17 protein-coding genes and 1 CRISPR repeat array are annotated in these 16,345 nt (G+C 32.7%); of the genes, 8 read left to right on the plus strand and 9 right to left on the minus strand.

Features of this window, described 5'->3' with window-relative positions; genetic code table 11:
* Nucleotides 1-15: 15 nt before the first annotated feature.
* A complete protein-coding gene (gene mer / locus MFS40622_RS03750; RefSeq protein WP_012980347.1) occupies nt 16-1,011 on the minus strand; it encodes a 5,10-methylenetetrahydromethanopterin reductase in 996 nt (331 codons plus the stop codon).
* 305 nt (nt 1,012-1,316) lie between these two features.
* On the opposite strand from mer, the gene MFS40622_RS03755 reads away from it, so the two are divergent.
* Nucleotides 1,317-3,230: a PINc/VapC family ATPase gene (locus tag MFS40622_RS03755; RefSeq protein WP_012980348.1), complete on the plus strand. Its 1,914-nt coding sequence runs from the start codon at nt 1,317-1,319 to the stop codon at nt 3,228-3,230.
* A gap of 20 nt (nt 3,231-3,250) precedes the next feature.
* Here MFS40622_RS03755 and hisA read toward each other — a convergent pair whose 3' ends face one another.
* From hisA to MFS40622_RS03770, 3 genes are all read right to left on the minus strand, one after another.
* On the minus strand, nt 3,251-3,964 hold the full coding sequence (gene hisA, locus MFS40622_RS03760; RefSeq protein ID WP_012980349.1) for a 1-(5-phosphoribosyl)-5-[(5-phosphoribosylamino)methylideneamino]imidazole-4-carboxamide isomerase: 714 nt from the start codon (nt 3,962-3,964) through the stop codon (nt 3,251-3,253).
* A 157-nt stretch (nt 3,965-4,121) separates the two neighbouring features.
* On the minus strand, nt 4,122-4,592 hold the full coding sequence (gene rimI / locus MFS40622_RS03765; protein ID WP_012980350.1) for a ribosomal protein S18-alanine N-acetyltransferase: 471 nt from the start codon (nt 4,590-4,592) through the stop codon (nt 4,122-4,124).
* Nucleotides 4,589-5,098 (minus strand): methylated-DNA--[protein]-cysteine S-methyltransferase, encoded by a 510-nt coding sequence (locus MFS40622_RS03770; protein WP_012980351.1) that lies wholly within the window; start codon nt 5,096-5,098, stop codon nt 4,589-4,591. Before MFS40622_RS03770 ends, rimI begins: the two co-directional genes overlap by 4 nt.
* A 19-nt stretch (nt 5,099-5,117) precedes the next feature.
* On the opposite strand from MFS40622_RS03770, the gene tpiA reads away from it, so the two are divergent.
* From tpiA to MFS40622_RS03785, 3 genes are read left to right on the plus strand one after another with little or no spacing between them, the layout of a single operon-like run.
* Complete coding sequence (gene tpiA / locus MFS40622_RS03775; protein ID WP_012980352.1) at nt 5,118-5,777, plus strand: triose-phosphate isomerase; 660 nt, start codon at nt 5,118-5,120, stop codon at nt 5,775-5,777.
* A 40-nt stretch (nt 5,778-5,817) separates the two neighbouring features.
* Complete coding sequence (locus tag MFS40622_RS03780; RefSeq protein WP_012980353.1) at nt 5,818-6,147, plus strand: DUF4870 domain-containing protein; 330 nt, start codon at nt 5,818-5,820, stop codon at nt 6,145-6,147.
* An 18-nt stretch (nt 6,148-6,165) separates the two neighbouring features.
* Nucleotides 6,166-6,900 (plus strand): UPF0280 family protein, encoded by a 735-nt coding sequence (locus MFS40622_RS03785; protein WP_012980354.1) that lies wholly within the window; start codon nt 6,166-6,168, stop codon nt 6,898-6,900.
* Between the two features lie 442 nt (nt 6,901-7,342).
* Nucleotides 7,343-8,618: a CRISPR direct-repeat array (repeat unit 30 nt; unit sequence GTTAAAATCAGACCGATTCGGTATGGAAAC).
* Between the two features lie 438 nt (nt 8,619-9,056).
* Here the strand turns inward: MFS40622_RS03785 and MFS40622_RS03790 are convergent.
* Together MFS40622_RS03790 and moaC are read right to left on the minus strand one after the other, a co-directional pair.
* Nucleotides 9,057-9,740: a segregation/condensation protein A gene (locus tag MFS40622_RS03790; protein WP_048197452.1), complete on the minus strand. Its 684-nt coding sequence runs from the start codon at nt 9,738-9,740 to the stop codon at nt 9,057-9,059.
* Nucleotides 9,741-9,754: 14 nt separating this feature from the next.
* Complete coding sequence (gene moaC / locus MFS40622_RS03795) at nt 9,755-10,213, minus strand: cyclic pyranopterin monophosphate synthase MoaC (protein WP_012980356.1); 459 nt, start codon at nt 10,211-10,213, stop codon at nt 9,755-9,757.
* Between the two features lie 129 nt (nt 10,214-10,342).
* Between moaC and MFS40622_RS03800 the strand changes: the two genes are divergently transcribed.
* On the plus strand, nt 10,343-11,956 hold the full coding sequence (locus tag MFS40622_RS03800) for a tRNA uridine(34) 5-carboxymethylaminomethyl modification radical SAM/GNAT enzyme Elp3 (protein WP_012980357.1): 1,614 nt from the start codon (nt 10,343-10,345) through the stop codon (nt 11,954-11,956).
* Here the strand turns inward: MFS40622_RS03800 and MFS40622_RS03805 are convergent.
* The gene (locus MFS40622_RS03805) at nt 11,889-12,482 is read right to left on the minus strand and encodes a diacylglycerol/polyprenol kinase family protein (RefSeq protein WP_012980358.1); all 594 of its coding nucleotides are present in this window, start codon (nt 12,480-12,482) and stop codon (nt 11,889-11,891) included. The genes MFS40622_RS03800 and MFS40622_RS03805 overlap by 68 nt on opposite strands.
* A gap of 114 nt (nt 12,483-12,596) precedes the next feature.
* On the opposite strand from MFS40622_RS03805, the gene MFS40622_RS03810 reads away from it, so the two are divergent.
* Nucleotides 12,597-13,121, plus strand: coding sequence for an LEA type 2 family protein (locus tag MFS40622_RS03810; RefSeq protein ID WP_012980359.1), 525 nt, complete (start codon nt 12,597-12,599; stop codon nt 13,119-13,121).
* Nucleotides 13,122-13,144: 23 nt separating this feature from the next.
* Here MFS40622_RS03810 and rnp3 read toward each other — a convergent pair whose 3' ends face one another.
* The gene (rnp3, locus tag MFS40622_RS03815) at nt 13,145-13,837 is read right to left on the minus strand and encodes a ribonuclease P protein component 3 (protein ID WP_012980360.1); all 693 of its coding nucleotides are present in this window, start codon (nt 13,835-13,837) and stop codon (nt 13,145-13,147) included.
* A gap of 14 nt (nt 13,838-13,851) precedes the next feature.
* Nucleotides 13,852-14,526 (minus strand): 2-phosphosulfolactate phosphatase, encoded by a 675-nt coding sequence (comB, locus tag MFS40622_RS03820; RefSeq protein WP_012980361.1) that lies wholly within the window; start codon nt 14,524-14,526, stop codon nt 13,852-13,854.
* Between the two features lie 46 nt (nt 14,527-14,572).
* Here comB and MFS40622_RS03825 point away from each other — a divergent pair, with 46 nt between their 5' ends.
* Both MFS40622_RS03825 and MFS40622_RS03830 read left to right on the plus strand, forming a co-directional pair.
* Complete coding sequence (locus MFS40622_RS03825) at nt 14,573-15,217, plus strand: DUF116 domain-containing protein (protein ID WP_012980362.1); 645 nt, start codon at nt 14,573-14,575, stop codon at nt 15,215-15,217.
* An 18-nt stretch (nt 15,218-15,235) separates the two neighbouring features.
* Complete coding sequence (locus MFS40622_RS03830; RefSeq protein ID WP_012980363.1) at nt 15,236-16,285, plus strand: TRC40/GET3/ArsA family transport-energizing ATPase; 1,050 nt, start codon at nt 15,236-15,238, stop codon at nt 16,283-16,285.
* Nucleotides 16,286-16,345: the final 60 nt, after the last annotated feature.

Below are 16,345 nucleotides of genomic sequence, written 5' to 3' on the forward strand. Positions count from 1 at the left end.
TATTTATCATCTAATTTACTCTTTTAATGCTGGAATTACTTTCTTACCAATTAACTTAATTGCTGTTTCTTTGTTAGGTCCAATTGGGGAACCAGCAACTATCTGGGTTACTCCCATCTCAGCTAATTTCTTACACTTCTCAACAACGTCTTCTGGTGTTCCGTAGATTGAGAATGCTTCCAACATTGTGTCATCAACATTCTTGAATGCCTCTGGGAAGTTTCCTGATTTTAATGCATTTCTTATTGCCTCAACTTTCTCCATGTCAATACCATGTCTCTCTAAGACTACTGGTGGTGAACCTGCTGCGATGAAAGCAACAACTGGAACTGCTGCCTGCTTTGCCTTGTCAGCATTCTTATCAACTGACATACATGCGTAGGCAGCGACATCAATCTCATCCATGCTTCTTCCAGCAGCTTCAGCTCCCTTCTTGATTAATGGAATTGCTGCTTCAAAGTCCTTTGGGTTTGATGCGTTGATTAAAACTCCATCAGCAATCATTCCAGCAGTTTCTAACATCTTTGGTCCTTGTGCTCCCATGTAGACTGGAACTTTCTTTTGAATTGGTTTTACAGCTAAAGCAGCTCCTGCAATCTTAACAACTTTTCCTTCAAATGAAACTCTCTCTCCTGCTAACAACTTTCTTATAACTTCAATTGACTCTTTTAATGTTGTAACTGGTTTAACCCACTCAATTCCTAAAGCATCAAAGGTAGCTTTGTCTCCTGGACCGATACCTAAAACAGCTCTTCCTCCTGATAACTCATCTAATGTTGCAATAGCTGATGCTGTTATTGCTGGACTTCTAACATATGGGTTTGTAACTCCTGGACCTAACTTAATTTTGTTTGTATTCATTGCGATAGCTGTTAATGCCATGTAAACGTTTCTGTTGTTGTAGTGGTCTGTAATCCAACAGTATTCAAATCCATTGTCTTCAGCTAACTTAACATAGTAACAGAGTTTTTGTATTGGCTCATTTGGGACAAATTCAATTCCAAATTTCACAGTCTCACCCTTAATTTTTGTTATTAACAACAATTATTATATTATCATTTTATGGTAGTAATTAAGTTTTCTATTTACCACAAATCGAAAAATATTTATAGGGGTAAAAATTTTTGATATGGGCTATTAATTTGTCTAAAAAAATATTTAACTTTAAGAAAAAATGTTTAAATCCCAAAACCATTTAAATAATATAAATAATAATTAGGAAGTTCATCACAAATTTATGATTGTTCAAATCATCTCTTATATTCGCATGTATATAATATTCCATATTATAAGCTTAAGAATTGAAGGTGACAGTTATGAATCTGGAAGAAAGAAAGAAATTGGAAACAAAATCTATTGATGAACTGGATTTAATTGGAAAAAAAGTTTGTGTCGATACCTGTGTGGTTATAGATGGGAGGATAACAGAATTAATTGAGAGAGGTAAGCTTAAAGATGCTACAATAATAATCCCTGAGGCAGTAGTCTCTGAATTAGAATATCAAGCAAATATGGGAAGAGAAATTGGATATAAAGGAATAGAAGAGCTTAGAAAACTAATAGAGAAAGCTAACGAACATAATATTAAAGTTGAATACTGTGGAGAGAGACCTACAAGAGAAGAGATATTTTTAGCAAAAAGTGGAGAAATTGACGCAATGATTAGGAAAGTGGCTAAAGAGACAAACTCTATATTATTAACAAGTGATTGGATTCAATACAACTTAGCTAAAGCACAAGGTATTGAAGCTTACTTCTTAGAAACTATGGAGGAGGAAGTTGAGCTTGTATTAGATAAATACTTTGATGAAGAAACAATGTCTGTACATTTAAAAGAAGGATGTTTACCTTATGCTAAAAAAGGTAAGCCAGGGGAAGTTAAACTTGTGCCTATTGGGGATAAGGAGCTAACTAAAGAAGAGATGGAAGATATAATTGACAATATTATAAAGTATGCTGAGCAAAACAATGGATTCTTTGAAATTCAAAGAAAGGGAGCTACAGTCATTCAGTTAGGAAATATTAGGATTTCAATTGCAAGACCACCATTCTCCGAGGCTTTGGAGGTTACAGCAGTTAGGCCAATAGTTAAAGCATCATTAGAAGATTATGGATTGTCAGAGAAATTAATGCAAAGATTAAAAGAAAGAGCAGAGGGTATTTTCGTTTCTGGACCACCTGGAAGTGGAAAGTCAACGTTTGTTGCTGCATTAGCAGAGTTTTATAGAAGCCAAGGAAAGATAGTTAAGACAATGGAAAGTCCAAGAGATTTGCAAGTTAGTAAGGAAATAACTCAATATGCCCCATTGGAAGGAGATATGGAAAAGACATGTGATATCCTATTATTGGTTAGACCTGATTATACAATCTATGATGAAGTTAGAAAGACAAGGGACTTTGAGATATTTGCAGACATGAGAATGGCTGGAGTTGGAATGGTAGGGGTTGTTCATGCCTCAAAACCAATAGATGCCATCCAAAGGTTGATTGGAAGAGTTGAGCTTGGGGTTATTCCTCAAGTTGTTGATACTGTAATCTTTATAAAAGATGGTAAAATCCAGAAGGTTTATGAGATTGACTTCACAGTTAAAGTGCCTTATGGAATGGTTGAAGAAGATTTAGCAAGACCAGTTATTGAAGTTAAGGACTTTGAAACAGGAAAAGTTGAGTATGAAATCTACACCTATGGAGAGCAAGTTGTAGTAATGCCAATTAAAGGAGAAGAAGGAAAAAAAGCTCCAATATATGGATATGCTGAAGAGAAATTGGAAGAGATATTGAAAAAACTTCTACCAAGAAAAGCCAAGCCAATGGTAAAGGTTACTGGAGATAATTCAATTGATTTAATTGTTCCAGAGAAATATATTGGGGCTATTATAGGTAAAGGTGGAAGGGAGATATCAAAATTAGAAGATATGCTTGGATTAAAGATTTCAGTTAAAGAGAAGGAAAAAGAAGAAGAAAAAGATATGGAAAGAATATATAGAAAATACGAGTATGTAAATGAGCTTGAATCAACACGAATCTATGAAACTGATAAATATGTGATTGTGGATGTTGGAGAGGACTTTGCAGGAGAGAATATAAGGATATACATAGATGGGAAGCTATTAACAACTGTAACTGTTAGAAATGATGGAACAGTAAGGATAAACAAAAAAACAAAGGTAGGAAAAGAGATTTTGGATGCAATTGACGAAGGAAGAGATATATATGTTGATTTGCAGTAAAAATTATCTTTTACTATTTTTTAACTTTTAGCTATTTTTACAGCATCTTTTAAGTTAATTAAACCTTTATATAAAGCAGAACCAATAACAACTCCATAAATACCAAGTTCTTTTAAAGCTTTTATATCCTCTAAGGTTGTGATTCCACCAGAGTAGATGATAGGGATGTCAGTTTTTTCAATTAACTCTTTAATTATCTCAACATTTATTCCTTTTAACAAACCTTCAACATCTACATTTGTAAATAAGACATAGCCAACCTTATCTTCAAATTCTTTAATAACCTCTAATGGTGTTTTATCTACCTTCTCTTTCCATCCTTTAATAACTACTTTCCCATCTTTACATTCTACAGCCAAAACTATCTTATCTTTTCCAATCTCTTTATTTAAATCATCTATAAATTTTGGCTCTAAAATTGCCTTAGTTCCTACTATAACTCTATCAACTCCTAAGCCAATCAATTCTTTTGCTATCTCTAAATTTCTAATTCCTCCTCCAACTTCAACTGGAACATTAACTTCTTTTATAATGTTTTTAATAATATCTCTATTATTCCCTGTTCCAAATGCAGCATCTAAATCAATTATATGTAGATACTCTGCCCCTTCATCTACAAATTTTTTAGCAACTTCTACTGGATTATCTATCTCTAAATGCTTTTTATTTGGGTCTCCCTGAATTAATTGAACACACTTTTTATCTTTTAAATCAACTGCAGGAATTATTATCATTTAAATCACCACGAAACTTTTAGAAAAAGTTAAACAAAAACTCTTCGAGTTTTTGTAGCTCGAAGCTAACGCTTCGATTAGATGAAAACCTAAACGGTTTTCATTGCCCGAAGCTAAAGCTTCGGTTTCATCAAAAAGTTTTGAAAGACACTATAAATCACCACAGAGTTATTATTAAAGGCCCTTTAGCATTTGGTTTCTTTTTTATCATCAATATAGCATCTTCCCCATCTTCATAGTATTTTGGAAGGAGCTTTCTATCTCTATAACCCATCTTATAATAAAATTTTCTTGCAACAATGTTTGAAACTCTAACCTCCAAAACTATGTAGTTGCAGTTAGCTATGTTGAAATAATAATTTTCTAATGTTTTTAATAAAGATGTTCCAATTCCAAACCCTCTATATTCTTTTTTTACAGCTAATGAGACAATATGCCCATTCCCCCAATCCATACTTCCTAAAATATAACCCACAACCTTTCCGTCAATCTCTGCTACATAAAAACAGTTTGGATACATTGCCCATATTCCTAAAATTAAACTGGTTGGATAAGGGGTTTTAAATGCTTCTTTCTCTATTTCTTCAACCGCATCTAAGTCTTTAGATGTAAATTTTCTTATTATCATGCTGTTTCATCCTCAGCCTTTTTGTATTTTTTATTTTTAATTCTTTCCCTCTCCAAGATAAATTTTTTCTTATCTAATCCGTAAGAATAACCCCCCAACGAATTTTTAGCAACAACTCTATGACACGGAATTATTAGAGGTAGAGGATTTCTTTTTAAAGCCATTCCAACAGCTCTTGGTGAGGTATTTAGTTTTTTGGCTATATCTCCATAGGTTAATGTTTCTCCAAACTCAATATCTTTAACAATATCTAAAACTTTTCTTGTAAAGGTGGGGACTTCTAATTTATAATTTATTAATTCTCTTGCTTCTTTATCATCAATCTCTGCAAAATATAGTTTTAATATAATTTCGGCTATTTTTAAATACTCTTCCTTTGGGTTGCTAATAACTTCTCCATTTATGAAATTAAATATCTCCTCCCCTCTTAGAGGGATTGTATTTTTAACCAATTGATTACCTTTAAATATCATCCCTATAAAATAATCATCTATCTGAACTATCATTCTCTCACGGTGAAAGCATATGTTGATTGTAATTAACTACAAGACATACAAGGAGAGTATTGGAAAGAGAGGTTTGGAGATAGCTAAAGCTGCCGAGAAAGTTAGTGAGGAAAGTGGAATTACCATTGGGGTAGCTCCTCAGTTTGTAGATTTAAGGATGATTGTTGAAAATGTTAATATTCCAGTTTATGCTCAACATATAGATAACATAAATCCTGGAAGTCATACTGGACATATATTAGCTGAGGCAATTAAAGATTGTGGTTGTAAGGGAACTTTAATAAATCACTCAGAGAAGAGAATGCTTTTAGCTGATATTGAAGCAGTTATAAATAGATGTAAAGATTTAGGATTAGAGACAATTGTCTGCACAAACAATGTAAATACTTCCAAGGCAGTTGCAGCTCTAAGCCCTGATTATATTGCAGTTGAACCACCAGAGCTTATAGGAACTGGCATTCCAGTATCAAAGGCAAATCCAGAGGTCGTTGAGGGAACTGTTAAAGCGGTTAAAGAGATAAATAAGGATGTTAAAGTGTTATGTGGAGCTGGAATATCTAAAGGAGAGGATGTTAAGGCAGCTCTTGATTTAGGGGCAGAGGGTGTTTTATTAGCTTCTGGAGTAGTTAAAGCGAAGAATGTAGAAGAGGCAATAAGAGAATTAATAAAATTCATTTAAATTATTAAGCTATTATCTTTTAAATTTTTTGGTGAGATTTATGGCTTTGGGGTTAGATAAAAATATAGAGGGGGTTTTATGCTATTTGTTATTTTGGATTAGTGGATTGATATTTTTGTTATTAGAGAGGGAAGATGACTTTATTAGATTCCATGCTATGCAGTCATTTGTAACATTTTTAAGTTTAAACTTGGTGGCTATAGTTGTTTCAGCAATTCCAATAATTGGATGGGTAATTTCTGCTTTAATAAATATTGCAATAATAGTTTTATGGATTGTTGGGATGATTAAGGCATATAACGGAGAGATGTATAAATTCCCAGTGTTTGGAGACATAGCAGAAAAACACTATAAAGAATTTTTGAAATAAAAAAATTCAAGGATTGTTATGTGGTTCAAAAAAAGGATTATAATAAAAGAGACGAATATACTCTTAAAAGTTGATGATAAGAGGTATTTTAAAAAGGCAGAGGAGATTATTTTAAAAAATAGATTGGAGTTAGAGAGATACATATTAAAAAATCCTTATTTTTTAACTTCTTATTTTCCTGTTAGTATAGAAGAGGATGTTCCAGAAATTGTAAAGTTAATGGCTATAGCTGGAGAGATTGCCAATGTAGGGCCTATGGCAAGTGTTGCTGGAGTTATTGCTGAGATGTTGGTTAAAAATATTGGAGCAAAAAACATCATTGCTGAGAACGGTGGAGATATCTGCTTAAGGGCTAAAAAAGATGTTGTTGTTGGTTTATATGCTGGAAATTCAAGGATTACTGGAGAAGTTGGATTTAGATTAAAAAAAGAGAAAATTAGAAATATTTACGGAGTTTGCACTTCCTCAGCTACTGTAGGGCATTCAGTAAGCTTTGGAGAGGCTGATGCAGTAACCGTATTTGCAAAAAGCTCTGCCATAGCTGATGCTGCTGCAACAGCAATATGTAATTATTCAAGAGGAAGAGATGTGGAGGAGATGATAAGCAACGCATTAGAAAAGGCAGATGATATTGAAAAAATAGACGGGGTTTTTGTTGTTGTTGGGGATAAGGTAGGAATCAAAGGAAAAATCCCTGAATTAGTTAAAACAGATAAAAAAATAACCTTAGGAGAGTTGTTTGAGATGTATTAATTAGAAAAGTAAAATATTTATATGAGTTTGTTGATAATTTTGATTAAGATGTTTTTAGGTGTTTATTATATTGTTGTGTTTGTCTCGTTGAATAGGCTTGGAATTTGATAAGGTTGTTAATTAGATAGTATTTGTTAATTTAGAGGATTTAAATTTAATTTCTAAGGGTTTGTAAGTTTGATTATTTGGAATATTTGGGTTTATTAAATTATTTAGATTTTTAAAAATTAAGATTGGATATTTAGCTAAATAAAATTTCTCTAACTAATAAGTTAAATCTTCAAATTTAGAAAGATAAGAATACTTAATTTTGTTAAAAAGGAAAGATTTAAATATTAGTGGGTTTATAAATAAAGACGGTTATTTACCCTTAGAAAAATATACTACCAAAAAGTATAAATATAAGAAGAATAATAAAAAATTGATTGTGAATGATTGCCCTGTTAAAATCAGACCGATTCGGTATGGAAACAAAGCTTATACAAATCGTTAAACTTCCTGATTTTCAAAGTTAAAATCAGACCGATTCGGTATGGAAACATATAAGTATTTTTGAAGATTTTCGACTAAAACATCATATTTCGTTAAAATCAGACCGATTCGGTATGGAAACTTAGGACTCTCAGTAAAATCATCTAACAGTGTTCGTTAAAATCAGACCGATTCGGTATGGAAACTAAGTCATCATATAAGTTATTTATGTTATTAATCTCGTTGTTGTTAAAATCAGACCGATTCGGTATGGAAACCTTCCCAACTTTGAGTATAATGCACCAACGAACAATTACAGTTAAAATCAGACCGATTCGGTATGGAAACAATAGGGCAATACCAAATCTAACAATAGCACCAGACCAGTTAAAATCAGACCGATTCGGTATGGAAACTTGATTTCATGGGGAGGGATGTATGGTATATAGAGAAGTTAAAATCAGACCGATTCGGTATGGAAACGAGTATTCTTATTTAAAATGGGAGAGAATATGGAGGTTTGTTAAAATCAGACCGATTCGGTATGGAAACTTGAAAAACAACAAATAATAGAAGTAGAAGACAACAATGGTTAAAATCAGACCGATTCGGTATGGAAACTAAATCAGATTAAGAATAGGATTTATACGGATTACTTAGTTAAAATCAGACCGATTCGGTATGGAAACAAAATTAGTTTTTTGAATTTTTCAAAGTCTTCGGAAAAGTTAAAATCAGATCGATTCGGTATGGAAACTTATCAACTTGGTATGGTTCAACTTCGGCAAGGTCTTGTTCGGTTAAAATCAGACCGATTCGGTATGGAAACTCATGTAATTATGCAATTCATAGTTTCTAATGTAAATAAGCCGTTAAAATCAGACCGATTCGGTATGGAAACTCAACTATTGGAGACAGCAATTCTCCCATTGAAGCTATGTTAAAATCAGACCGATTCGGTATGGAAACATCGGCAGGAGCACCTGCGTTAGCATATCCCTGAATTGCTTTGGTTAAAATCAGACCGATTCGGTATGGAAACTTGGATTCATTCACATCCCCCCCACCATTATTATCATTATTAAGTTAAAATCAGACCGATTCGGTATGGAAACCCGTATTCAAATCTTCCAGAATATTCTAAGTCAGTGTAGTTAAAATCAGACCGATTCGGTATGGAAACACTTTCAAGCTCCCATTTCCTTATTTTTTATATTGTTAAAATAAGATAGTTGCGGTATAGAAACGAAATTATTAAACTTACCATTAATTGTCGCTAAGAAAGCACCGCCCTTTAGGGCGGTGATGAATTAGGGGAGGTGGGTGGGACAAGCGTAATTTTTATATATTCGAAGTTAGAATCTAACGATTGTCCCCAGTCCACGTTATTATGGGTGGGATTCAGGCGAAATCAAAGATTTCGCTACCTGAAGCAGAAACTTCAGTCTCGAAAATCCCACCGCTGGGGACGTTAAGTTGGGAAAAGGTAGTCCCGAACCCCGAAAGGGGTAGGGATAGTGGGCTTGGCAACCCATGGAGGGTGAGGGTTTTAAACCCTCTGCTCTCCTAAAGAAACTCCGCCCTTTAGGGCGGAGAGTATGTCATTAAAAAACTCCCTACCTAATTAAAATCCCAATACAATATAGAAAATAAGATAAAAAATCAGAAATTTTAAACTCTCATTTTTAAAAAGATTTGAGTTTAATTATTAATTCTCCAAATAACTTTTCTTGAATTAATTCCGCCTTCCCATCATTAGCTAAGTATAATGAAGGTATAAAATACCTAACTCTCTCCTCCTTTGTTTTAAATTTCTCCTGATAAACTATAATGCCTTCTCTCATCAAATCCTCTAACAACTCTGCTATTATATCTGAAATATCTTCCTCTTCTATAAGCTCTTCTATAATCTCTTCAACTTCATTTATCTTCTTCTCTTTCTTTCTTTTAGATTTTTTAACTTTATTCAACTCTCTTTCAATAGTTTTAATTAATTCATCAACAGTAACAGGTTTTTTGCTTTTTTTATCTTTATTTTTATCTTCCTTTTCTTTTTTCCTACTTTTTTTAGGTTGTTCCTCTACATCATCATAATCATAATAATCATCATAGTAATCATAATCATCCTCTTCCTCCTCAACCTTACATTCATCATACAAAGCCTCAGACTTCATCCTCAGTAAGATACCACCAACAAGAATAACATCGGCAGAAAGCCTAATATCAAACTTCTTAAGCTCTCTAATCTTTTGTATGTAGTAATCTGCTATTTCAGCAATATTAACATCCCAAGGATTTAGGTTTTTCTTCTCTATCCCTTCTTTAATCATCCTAACCCAAAGAACAATGTCAAAAGTGGCATCAACCATAATTATCACAAAAATCATTTTTTAATCTTCTCAACAACTCTAATTCCAAAAATCTCAGCAGTTTTATACTGCCCATTCTCATCCTTTTCAGCAGATTTAACCATATCCCAAATTGTCAATAGAGCTATAGAGACCCCAGTTAATGCCTCCATCTCAATACCAGTTTTATAGGTAGTTTTTACTGAACAAATTGCCTTTATCTTATCCTCAAATATCTCAAATTCAATATTTACTGAAGTTATTGGTATTGGATGACACATTGGAATTAGCTCATAAGTTTTTTTAACTGCCAAGATTCCAGCTATTTGTGCAGTTGTTAAGACATTGCCTTTTTTAATTTTATGTTCTTTTATTAATTTAATGGTCTCTGGTTTTAATTTAATATAGCCCTCGGCAACACAAAATCTTTCAACATCATCTTTCTTAGAGATATCAACCATCTTAACTCCTTTATCATCAACATGTGTTAGCATTTAATCACCACTATCTTATTAAAATCCTACAATTATACAATAACATTATAAACATTGCCGAATAAACTATATAAATCATTTTCATGGACATATTTATATATGTAAGTTTAAAGTTTATTGGTGATTATCATGGATGAAAAAGCCAAATTAATGAGATGCATCATTGAAAGAATCTTAGATGAATACAACAGGGGAAACACCTTAGATAAAAAGAGAATTGAGCAGATAAAGGCAGAGTGCTTAAGAATTCATAGAATTGGTATTGGACATCCATCAAACTCTGAAATCTTACAGTATGCAACTGAAGAAGAGAAGAAGATATTAATCCCTATATTAAGAAAGAAGCCAGTTAGAACAATCTCCGGAGTGGCAGTTGTAGCAGTTATGACCTCTCCAGAAAAATGCCCTCATGGAAAATGCATCTTCTGCCCCGGAGGAGTTGGAAGTGTGTTTGGAGATGTGCCACAAAGCTACACTGGAAGAGAACCAGCTACTATGAGAGGTTTAATGTTCAACTTCGACCCATACTTACAAACAAAAGCAAGGATTGAGCAATTGGAAAAGGTAGGGCATCCAACAAACAAGATAGAGCTTATTATAATGGGAGGAACATTTCCAGCAAGAGAAATAGCTTATCAAGATTGGTTTATTAAGAGATGCTTAGATGCTATGAACGGTGTTGATGCAAGTAGTTTGGAAGAAGCCCAAAAGATTAATGAAACTGCTGAACATAGATGTGTAGCTCTCTGTATAGAAACAAGGCCAGATTGTTGTGGAGAGAAGGAGATAAACCAAATGCTAAAATTAGGGACTACAAGGGTAGAGTTGGGAGTTCAAACAATCTACAATGAGATTTTAGAATTCTGCAAGAGAGGTCATACAGTTGAAGACACAATAAAAGCAACCCAATTATTAAAAGATAGTGGTTTGAAGGTTTCTTATCACTTAATGCCGGGAATGCCCGGCTCTGATATGGAGATGGACAAAAAGATGTTTAAAGAGATATTTAGCAATCCAGACTTTATGCCGGATATGGTTAAAATCTATCCATGCTTGGTTATTGAAGGAACTGAACTCTATGAGATGTGGAAAAAGGGGCTTTATAAACCATACAGAGAAGAGGAGGCAATAGAAATAATTGCCTATGCAAAGTCAATAATGCCAAAATGGGTTAGAACTTCAAGGATTCAGAGGGATATCCCAGCTACAGTAATAGTTGATGGAGTTAAGAAGAGCAATTTGGGAGAGTTGGTTTATAAATACATGGAAAAGCATGGAATTAAATGCAAGTGCATAAGATGCAGAGAAGTTGGGCATGTTATGTATAAAAAAGGAATAATGCCAGAGATAGAGCATATAAAACTATGCAGAGAGGAGTATGAGGCAAGTGGTGGGACTGAGATATTTTTATCCTATGAGGATGTAAAAAACGATATTTTAATAGCATTTTTAAGATTGAGGGAGCCATATAAGCCATTTAGAAAGGAGATTGATGATAACACCATGTTAGTTAGACAACTCCATGTTTGTGGGCAAGAAAAACCATTAACCAAGGATTTGAAGGAAATTACATGGCAACATAAGGGTTATGGAAGAAAACTTTTAGAAGAGGCTGAAAGGATAGCAAAAGAAGAATTTGGAAAGAAGAAGATTTTGGTAACAAGTGGTATTGGAGTTAGAGAATACTACAGAAAGTTAGGATATGAAAGAATTGGGGCTTATATGGGCAAATACTTAGAATAAACGCCACAACAAAAGGCAGATATAGATTATCATCCACTTTTATCCTCTTACTTACAAATTCAATTAATGCAGAGGTTAAAGCAACAAAAATTCCATAAATCCCATAAAATGGATATAAAATCAAAGATGCAGAGATAAAAAATGCTAAAAATCCTTCAACTGTTTTTCCAAAGTAGCTAATCTTTAATCTTCCATTAATGCCTATAATAGTGGCTAATGCATCTCCAACGGCAAAAACCAGTATTCCAAAGAATATAGCTTTTATGTCATCAATTAAAATTAAAGAAAACAACATCCCAAAAGCAAAGTATATTGCCCCTTTTCCATCCTCTTTCTCTCTTTTGCAGAGATTTAGCAAATCAGATATTATTGGGACGTAATACCTTTTACATAAAAAATATAAGCAGATACCAATAACTATACTGACAATTAACGGGATTATTAGTTGTTTTTTAAATATTAGCACTGAGAAGGCTATCAATGTTCCAGCAATTAAATGCACTATTTGCCTATAAATCTCTCTCAAAGTTCCAGCCTTTTTTAGTTTATTTATTATTTATTATTAAGTTCTTTATTATTAATGATATTGCATGAGAAGATATTTATATCTTTATAAAGCTAAAATACTTATGGTGATATTATGGGAGGTATTAAAAAACTCCTCATCTTAACTTTTGCTGTATGTTTGGTAGTGGGCTTTTCTGGATGTTTAGAACAGCCAAAGATTGAAGTTGTTGGGCAGAAAATTCAAAAAGTAGATGCAGATAACACAAAGATAGAGATTCAAGTTTTAGTAGATAACCCCAACCCTATTGGAATAACGATAGATAAAATCTCATTCGATATTTATGCGTTAGTTGATGGAGATAAGGTATATTTAGGACATGGGGAGCAGAGTAATATTAAAATAACCTCTGGGAATAGCTCCTTTACTTTGCCAGTAACTATATCCAATAAAAAACTTATTGAAGTAGCTGTAAAAAGTAAAAGCACAAAAATACCTATTGAGATTAAAGGAAATATTGCAGTTAATTTATTCATAACAACAGTAAATATTCCAATAGACATCCAGCAAGAAATAGACGTCTCTGAGATAGCAAAGGAAGAGATGTTGAAACAATTAAGTAATTTAAATGCTAACCAAATACAATCAATAGCACAATAATTTTTATAACTCTAAATATTTCTCTATTCATCTTTTATAATCTCAACTCCATACCTAACAACATTATCCCTCATCAAATAATCTCTAAAATCACATATTTTATAGGTTGTCTCCATAATCTTTTTTGCATACAACGGCTCAACCAATGTATTTAAAAAAGCCCTCAAATCGTAAGGGTTTTTAATTTGATATTTATTTTCAGCATCAGAGCAGATAACAACTGGCACATCAAATTTCTTAGCTAATTTTAGGTTGTTTCTAAAAAATATTAAAGTCCTTGCCCTCTCATAGCCATCTTTATTTAATAGATTTTTAAAGTTTATCTCTATAGCAACCCTATGTGTTGATGCCAATCTCGCCAATACATGGTCTATTCCACTATCTTTCCTTCCAAGCTCTGGAGTTGATAAAATATCTACATCATGCATCTCTACAGCAGTTCTATTTATTTTTAAAACTCCTCCTTCAACTAATATAATATGGCACTTATTTCTGAATTTTTTTACTTTCTCTCTCAGCTCTTTAGAGTTTTCTGTCTTTATTTTAACCCCAGAATATACCTTTAGCTTATAACTCTCAGCTATTGCTTTAATTTCTTCATATCTTTCTTTATCAAACTCATCATCATACTGGTAAAAAACAAACCCATTCCATTTTAGTTCTTTGAGTAATTTTATATCTTCCTCTTTTTCTATTCTGTTTATATCAATTCTCATGTTATCACAAGATTTTATTTAAATCTAACAACTTTACCTTCATCTTTCTTATATATTCCAACTACATCTATACTATTTTCCAATAATGCAAACATAACATCTTTTTCATAACCAAGATTTTTTAAATTCTCTGCAGATGATGAATTTAAAATCAAAGACATCCAATCATGCTTAACCAATTCTAAAGCAACCTTAGTAAATTCATCAAACTCTCCACTTAGGTATTTTGCTATAATACCACATCCAATAAAGTCATCTATTGCAAAATTATTTTCTCTATGGCAGGGAACTAAGCTTATATTTTCAAATTCTTCAACTGCCTTAGCAACATACTTCGCATTAACTATTGCTCCTATGAAAATATAATCAGCATCTAAGCTTTTTAAGACCCTCGTTCCGTTTGTGGTTGTTAGAACTACCTTTTCTCCGTTTTCATATCTTTCCTTTATAATATCTTTATTTGCTAAAATTTCGGTTGGAGAGTTTCCAAAATCAAATCCTTCTATTTTTTTACCTTTTCTCTCTCCAATATATATTGCATTCTCTTTTTTAGATGTTGAGGTGGTTATATATACCTCATCTATAAATGATAGGAGTGTTGTTATTGTTGTAGAAGCCCTTAAAACATCAACAACTATAGCTACATTTCCACATCTGTATTCAGTAAATTTGTTACATAGAGTTATCATATTTATCAACCATATTAATTTATTTTATGAATTTTGAAATCCTGAGGTGATAAATATCTTAGGTGTAGAGGAATTTTTACAACTTATTGGAATAATAACAATAGCTATATTTGCATTGGCATTTATATCCTTCATCTTAATTTTAATCATTGGTTATATATTACTAAAAAAGAATAAATTAATATTTCCAAGTTTGGCTTTATTTTTGATGGACAATCTCTATTCAATACTACTAAAGCTATTCCTCCTTATAGGAACTGAAGATACATTTTATAGAGTAGGGATTGAATTTTATAACAAATATTATGAAGGCAGGTTTAAAAAAGCTAAGAAGAGGGTTTTAATATTGCCTCACTGCCTTAGGGATACAAAATGCCCAGCCAAATTAACACCAAAGGGTGTTGAATGCATTTTTTGTAATAGATGTAGAGTAGGAGACATAATAAAAGTTGCTGAAGAAAAAGGATATAAAGTTTATATAGTCCCTGGTTCTACATTTTTAAAGAGGATTTTAATGGAAGAGAAGCCAGATGCAGTTTTTGGTGTAGCATGTAATAGAGATTTATTTTATGGAATGAACATGCTTTCAAGAAAAGGTATTCCTTCACAAGGACAACCTTTATTAAGGGATGGATGTATAAATACTTTGGTCGATGTTGATGAACTCATAACAAGATTAAAATCATTATAATAAATAGGGTGATATTGAATGTTATCAAAGATTAAGGACTCAATAAACTCATTGAGAGGAATTACTGAGAAAAAATTAGAAAAGAAGGATGGAACTAAATACATCATGTTTGGAGGTAAGGGAGGAGTTGGAAAAACAACAATGAGTGCTGCTACTGGAGTTTATTTAGCTGAAAAAGGGTTAAAAGTAGTTATCGTCTCAACAGACCCAGCTCATTCATTGAGAGATATATTTGAGCAGGAGTTTGGACATGAGCCAACAAAGGTTAAAGGTTACGACAACTTATATGTTGTAGAGATAGACCCACAAAAGGCAATGGAAGAATATAAAGAAAAATTAAAAGCCCAGATTGAAGAAAACCCATTCTTAGGAGAGATGTTAGAAGATCAATTAGAGATGGCAGCTCTCTCTCCAGGAACTGATGAAAGTGCTGCATTTGATGTATTCTTAAAGTATATGGACAGCAATGAGTTCGATGTGGTTATATTTGACACCGCTCCAACTGGACACACCTTAAGGTTTTTAGGAATGCCAGAGATTATGGATAAGTATATGACAAAACTCATTAAGTTGAGAAAGCAAATGAGCGGATTTATGAAGATGATGAAAAAATTATTGCCATTTGGAGGCAAGGATGAGGATATAGATTATGATAAGATGTTAGAAGAGCTTGAAAAGATGAAAGAAAGAATAGTTAGAGCAAGAAACATTTTATCAGACCCAGAGAGAACTGCATTTAGGTTGGTTGTAATTCCAGAGGAGATGAGTATCTTAGAGAGTGAGAGGGCAATGAAGGCTCTCCAGAAATATGGTATTCCAATTGATGCAGTTATTGTAAATCAACTTATTCCAGAGGATGTGCAGTGTGATTTCTGTAGAGCAAGAAGAGAGTTGCAGTTGAAGAGATTAGAAATGATTAAAGAGAAGTTTGGAGATAAGGTTATTGCCTATGTCCCTCTCTTAAGAACTGAAGCAAAGGGTATTGAAACATTAAAGCAGATAGCAAAAATATTGTATGGAGAAGAAGAAAAAGAAGAACAAAAAGTAGAGCAAAAAATTAGCCAATAAATTATTTTTAAATTTTTTGAAAATTTAAACATAAAATTTTGTTGTTTTATTTTTAAGAAA

It is taken from the genome of Methanocaldococcus sp. FS406-22 (assembly GCF_000025525.1).
In the GTDB taxonomy this organism is placed as follows: domain Archaea; phylum AGJL01; class Methanococci; order Methanococcales; family Methanocaldococcaceae; genus Methanocaldococcus.

Coding starts and splice junctions, on each gene's coding strand:
- MFS40622_RS03830 (WP_012980363.1), top strand. CDS start 15,236: ATGTTATCAAAGATTAAGGACTCAATAAACTCATTGAGAGGAATTACT.
- hisA (WP_012980349.1), bottom strand. CDS start 3,964: ATGATAATAATTCCTGCAGTTGATTTAAAAGATAAAAAGTGTGTTCAA.
- MFS40622_RS03755 (WP_012980348.1), top strand. CDS start 1,317: ATGAATCTGGAAGAAAGAAAGAAATTGGAAACAAAATCTATTGATGAA.
- MFS40622_RS03810 (WP_012980359.1), top strand. CDS start 12,597: ATGGGAGGTATTAAAAAACTCCTCATCTTAACTTTTGCTGTATGTTTG.
- MFS40622_RS03770 (WP_012980351.1), bottom strand. CDS start 5,098: ATGATAGTTCAGATAGATGATTATTTTATAGGGATGATATTTAAAGGT.
- MFS40622_RS03790 (WP_048197452.1), bottom strand. CDS start 9,740: ATGGTTGATGCCACTTTTGACATTGTTCTTTGGGTTAGGATGATTAAA.
- moaC (WP_012980356.1), bottom strand. CDS start 10,213: ATGCTAACACATGTTGATGATAAAGGAGTTAAGATGGTTGATATCTCT.
- MFS40622_RS03785 (WP_012980354.1), top strand. CDS start 6,166: ATGTGGTTCAAAAAAAGGATTATAATAAAAGAGACGAATATACTCTTA.
- tpiA (WP_012980352.1), top strand. CDS start 5,118: ATGTTGATTGTAATTAACTACAAGACATACAAGGAGAGTATTGGAAAG.
- MFS40622_RS03800 (WP_012980357.1), top strand. CDS start 10,343: ATGGATGAAAAAGCCAAATTAATGAGATGCATCATTGAAAGAATCTTA.
- comB (WP_012980361.1), bottom strand. CDS start 14,526: ATGATAACTCTATGTAACAAATTTACTGAATACAGATGTGGAAATGTA.
- MFS40622_RS03780 (WP_012980353.1), top strand. CDS start 5,818: ATGGCTTTGGGGTTAGATAAAAATATAGAGGGGGTTTTATGCTATTTG.
- rnp3 (WP_012980360.1), bottom strand. CDS start 13,837: ATGAGAATTGATATAAACAGAATAGAAAAAGAGGAAGATATAAAATTA.
- rimI (WP_012980350.1), bottom strand. CDS start 4,592: ATGATAATAAGAAAATTTACATCTAAAGACTTAGATGCGGTTGAAGAA.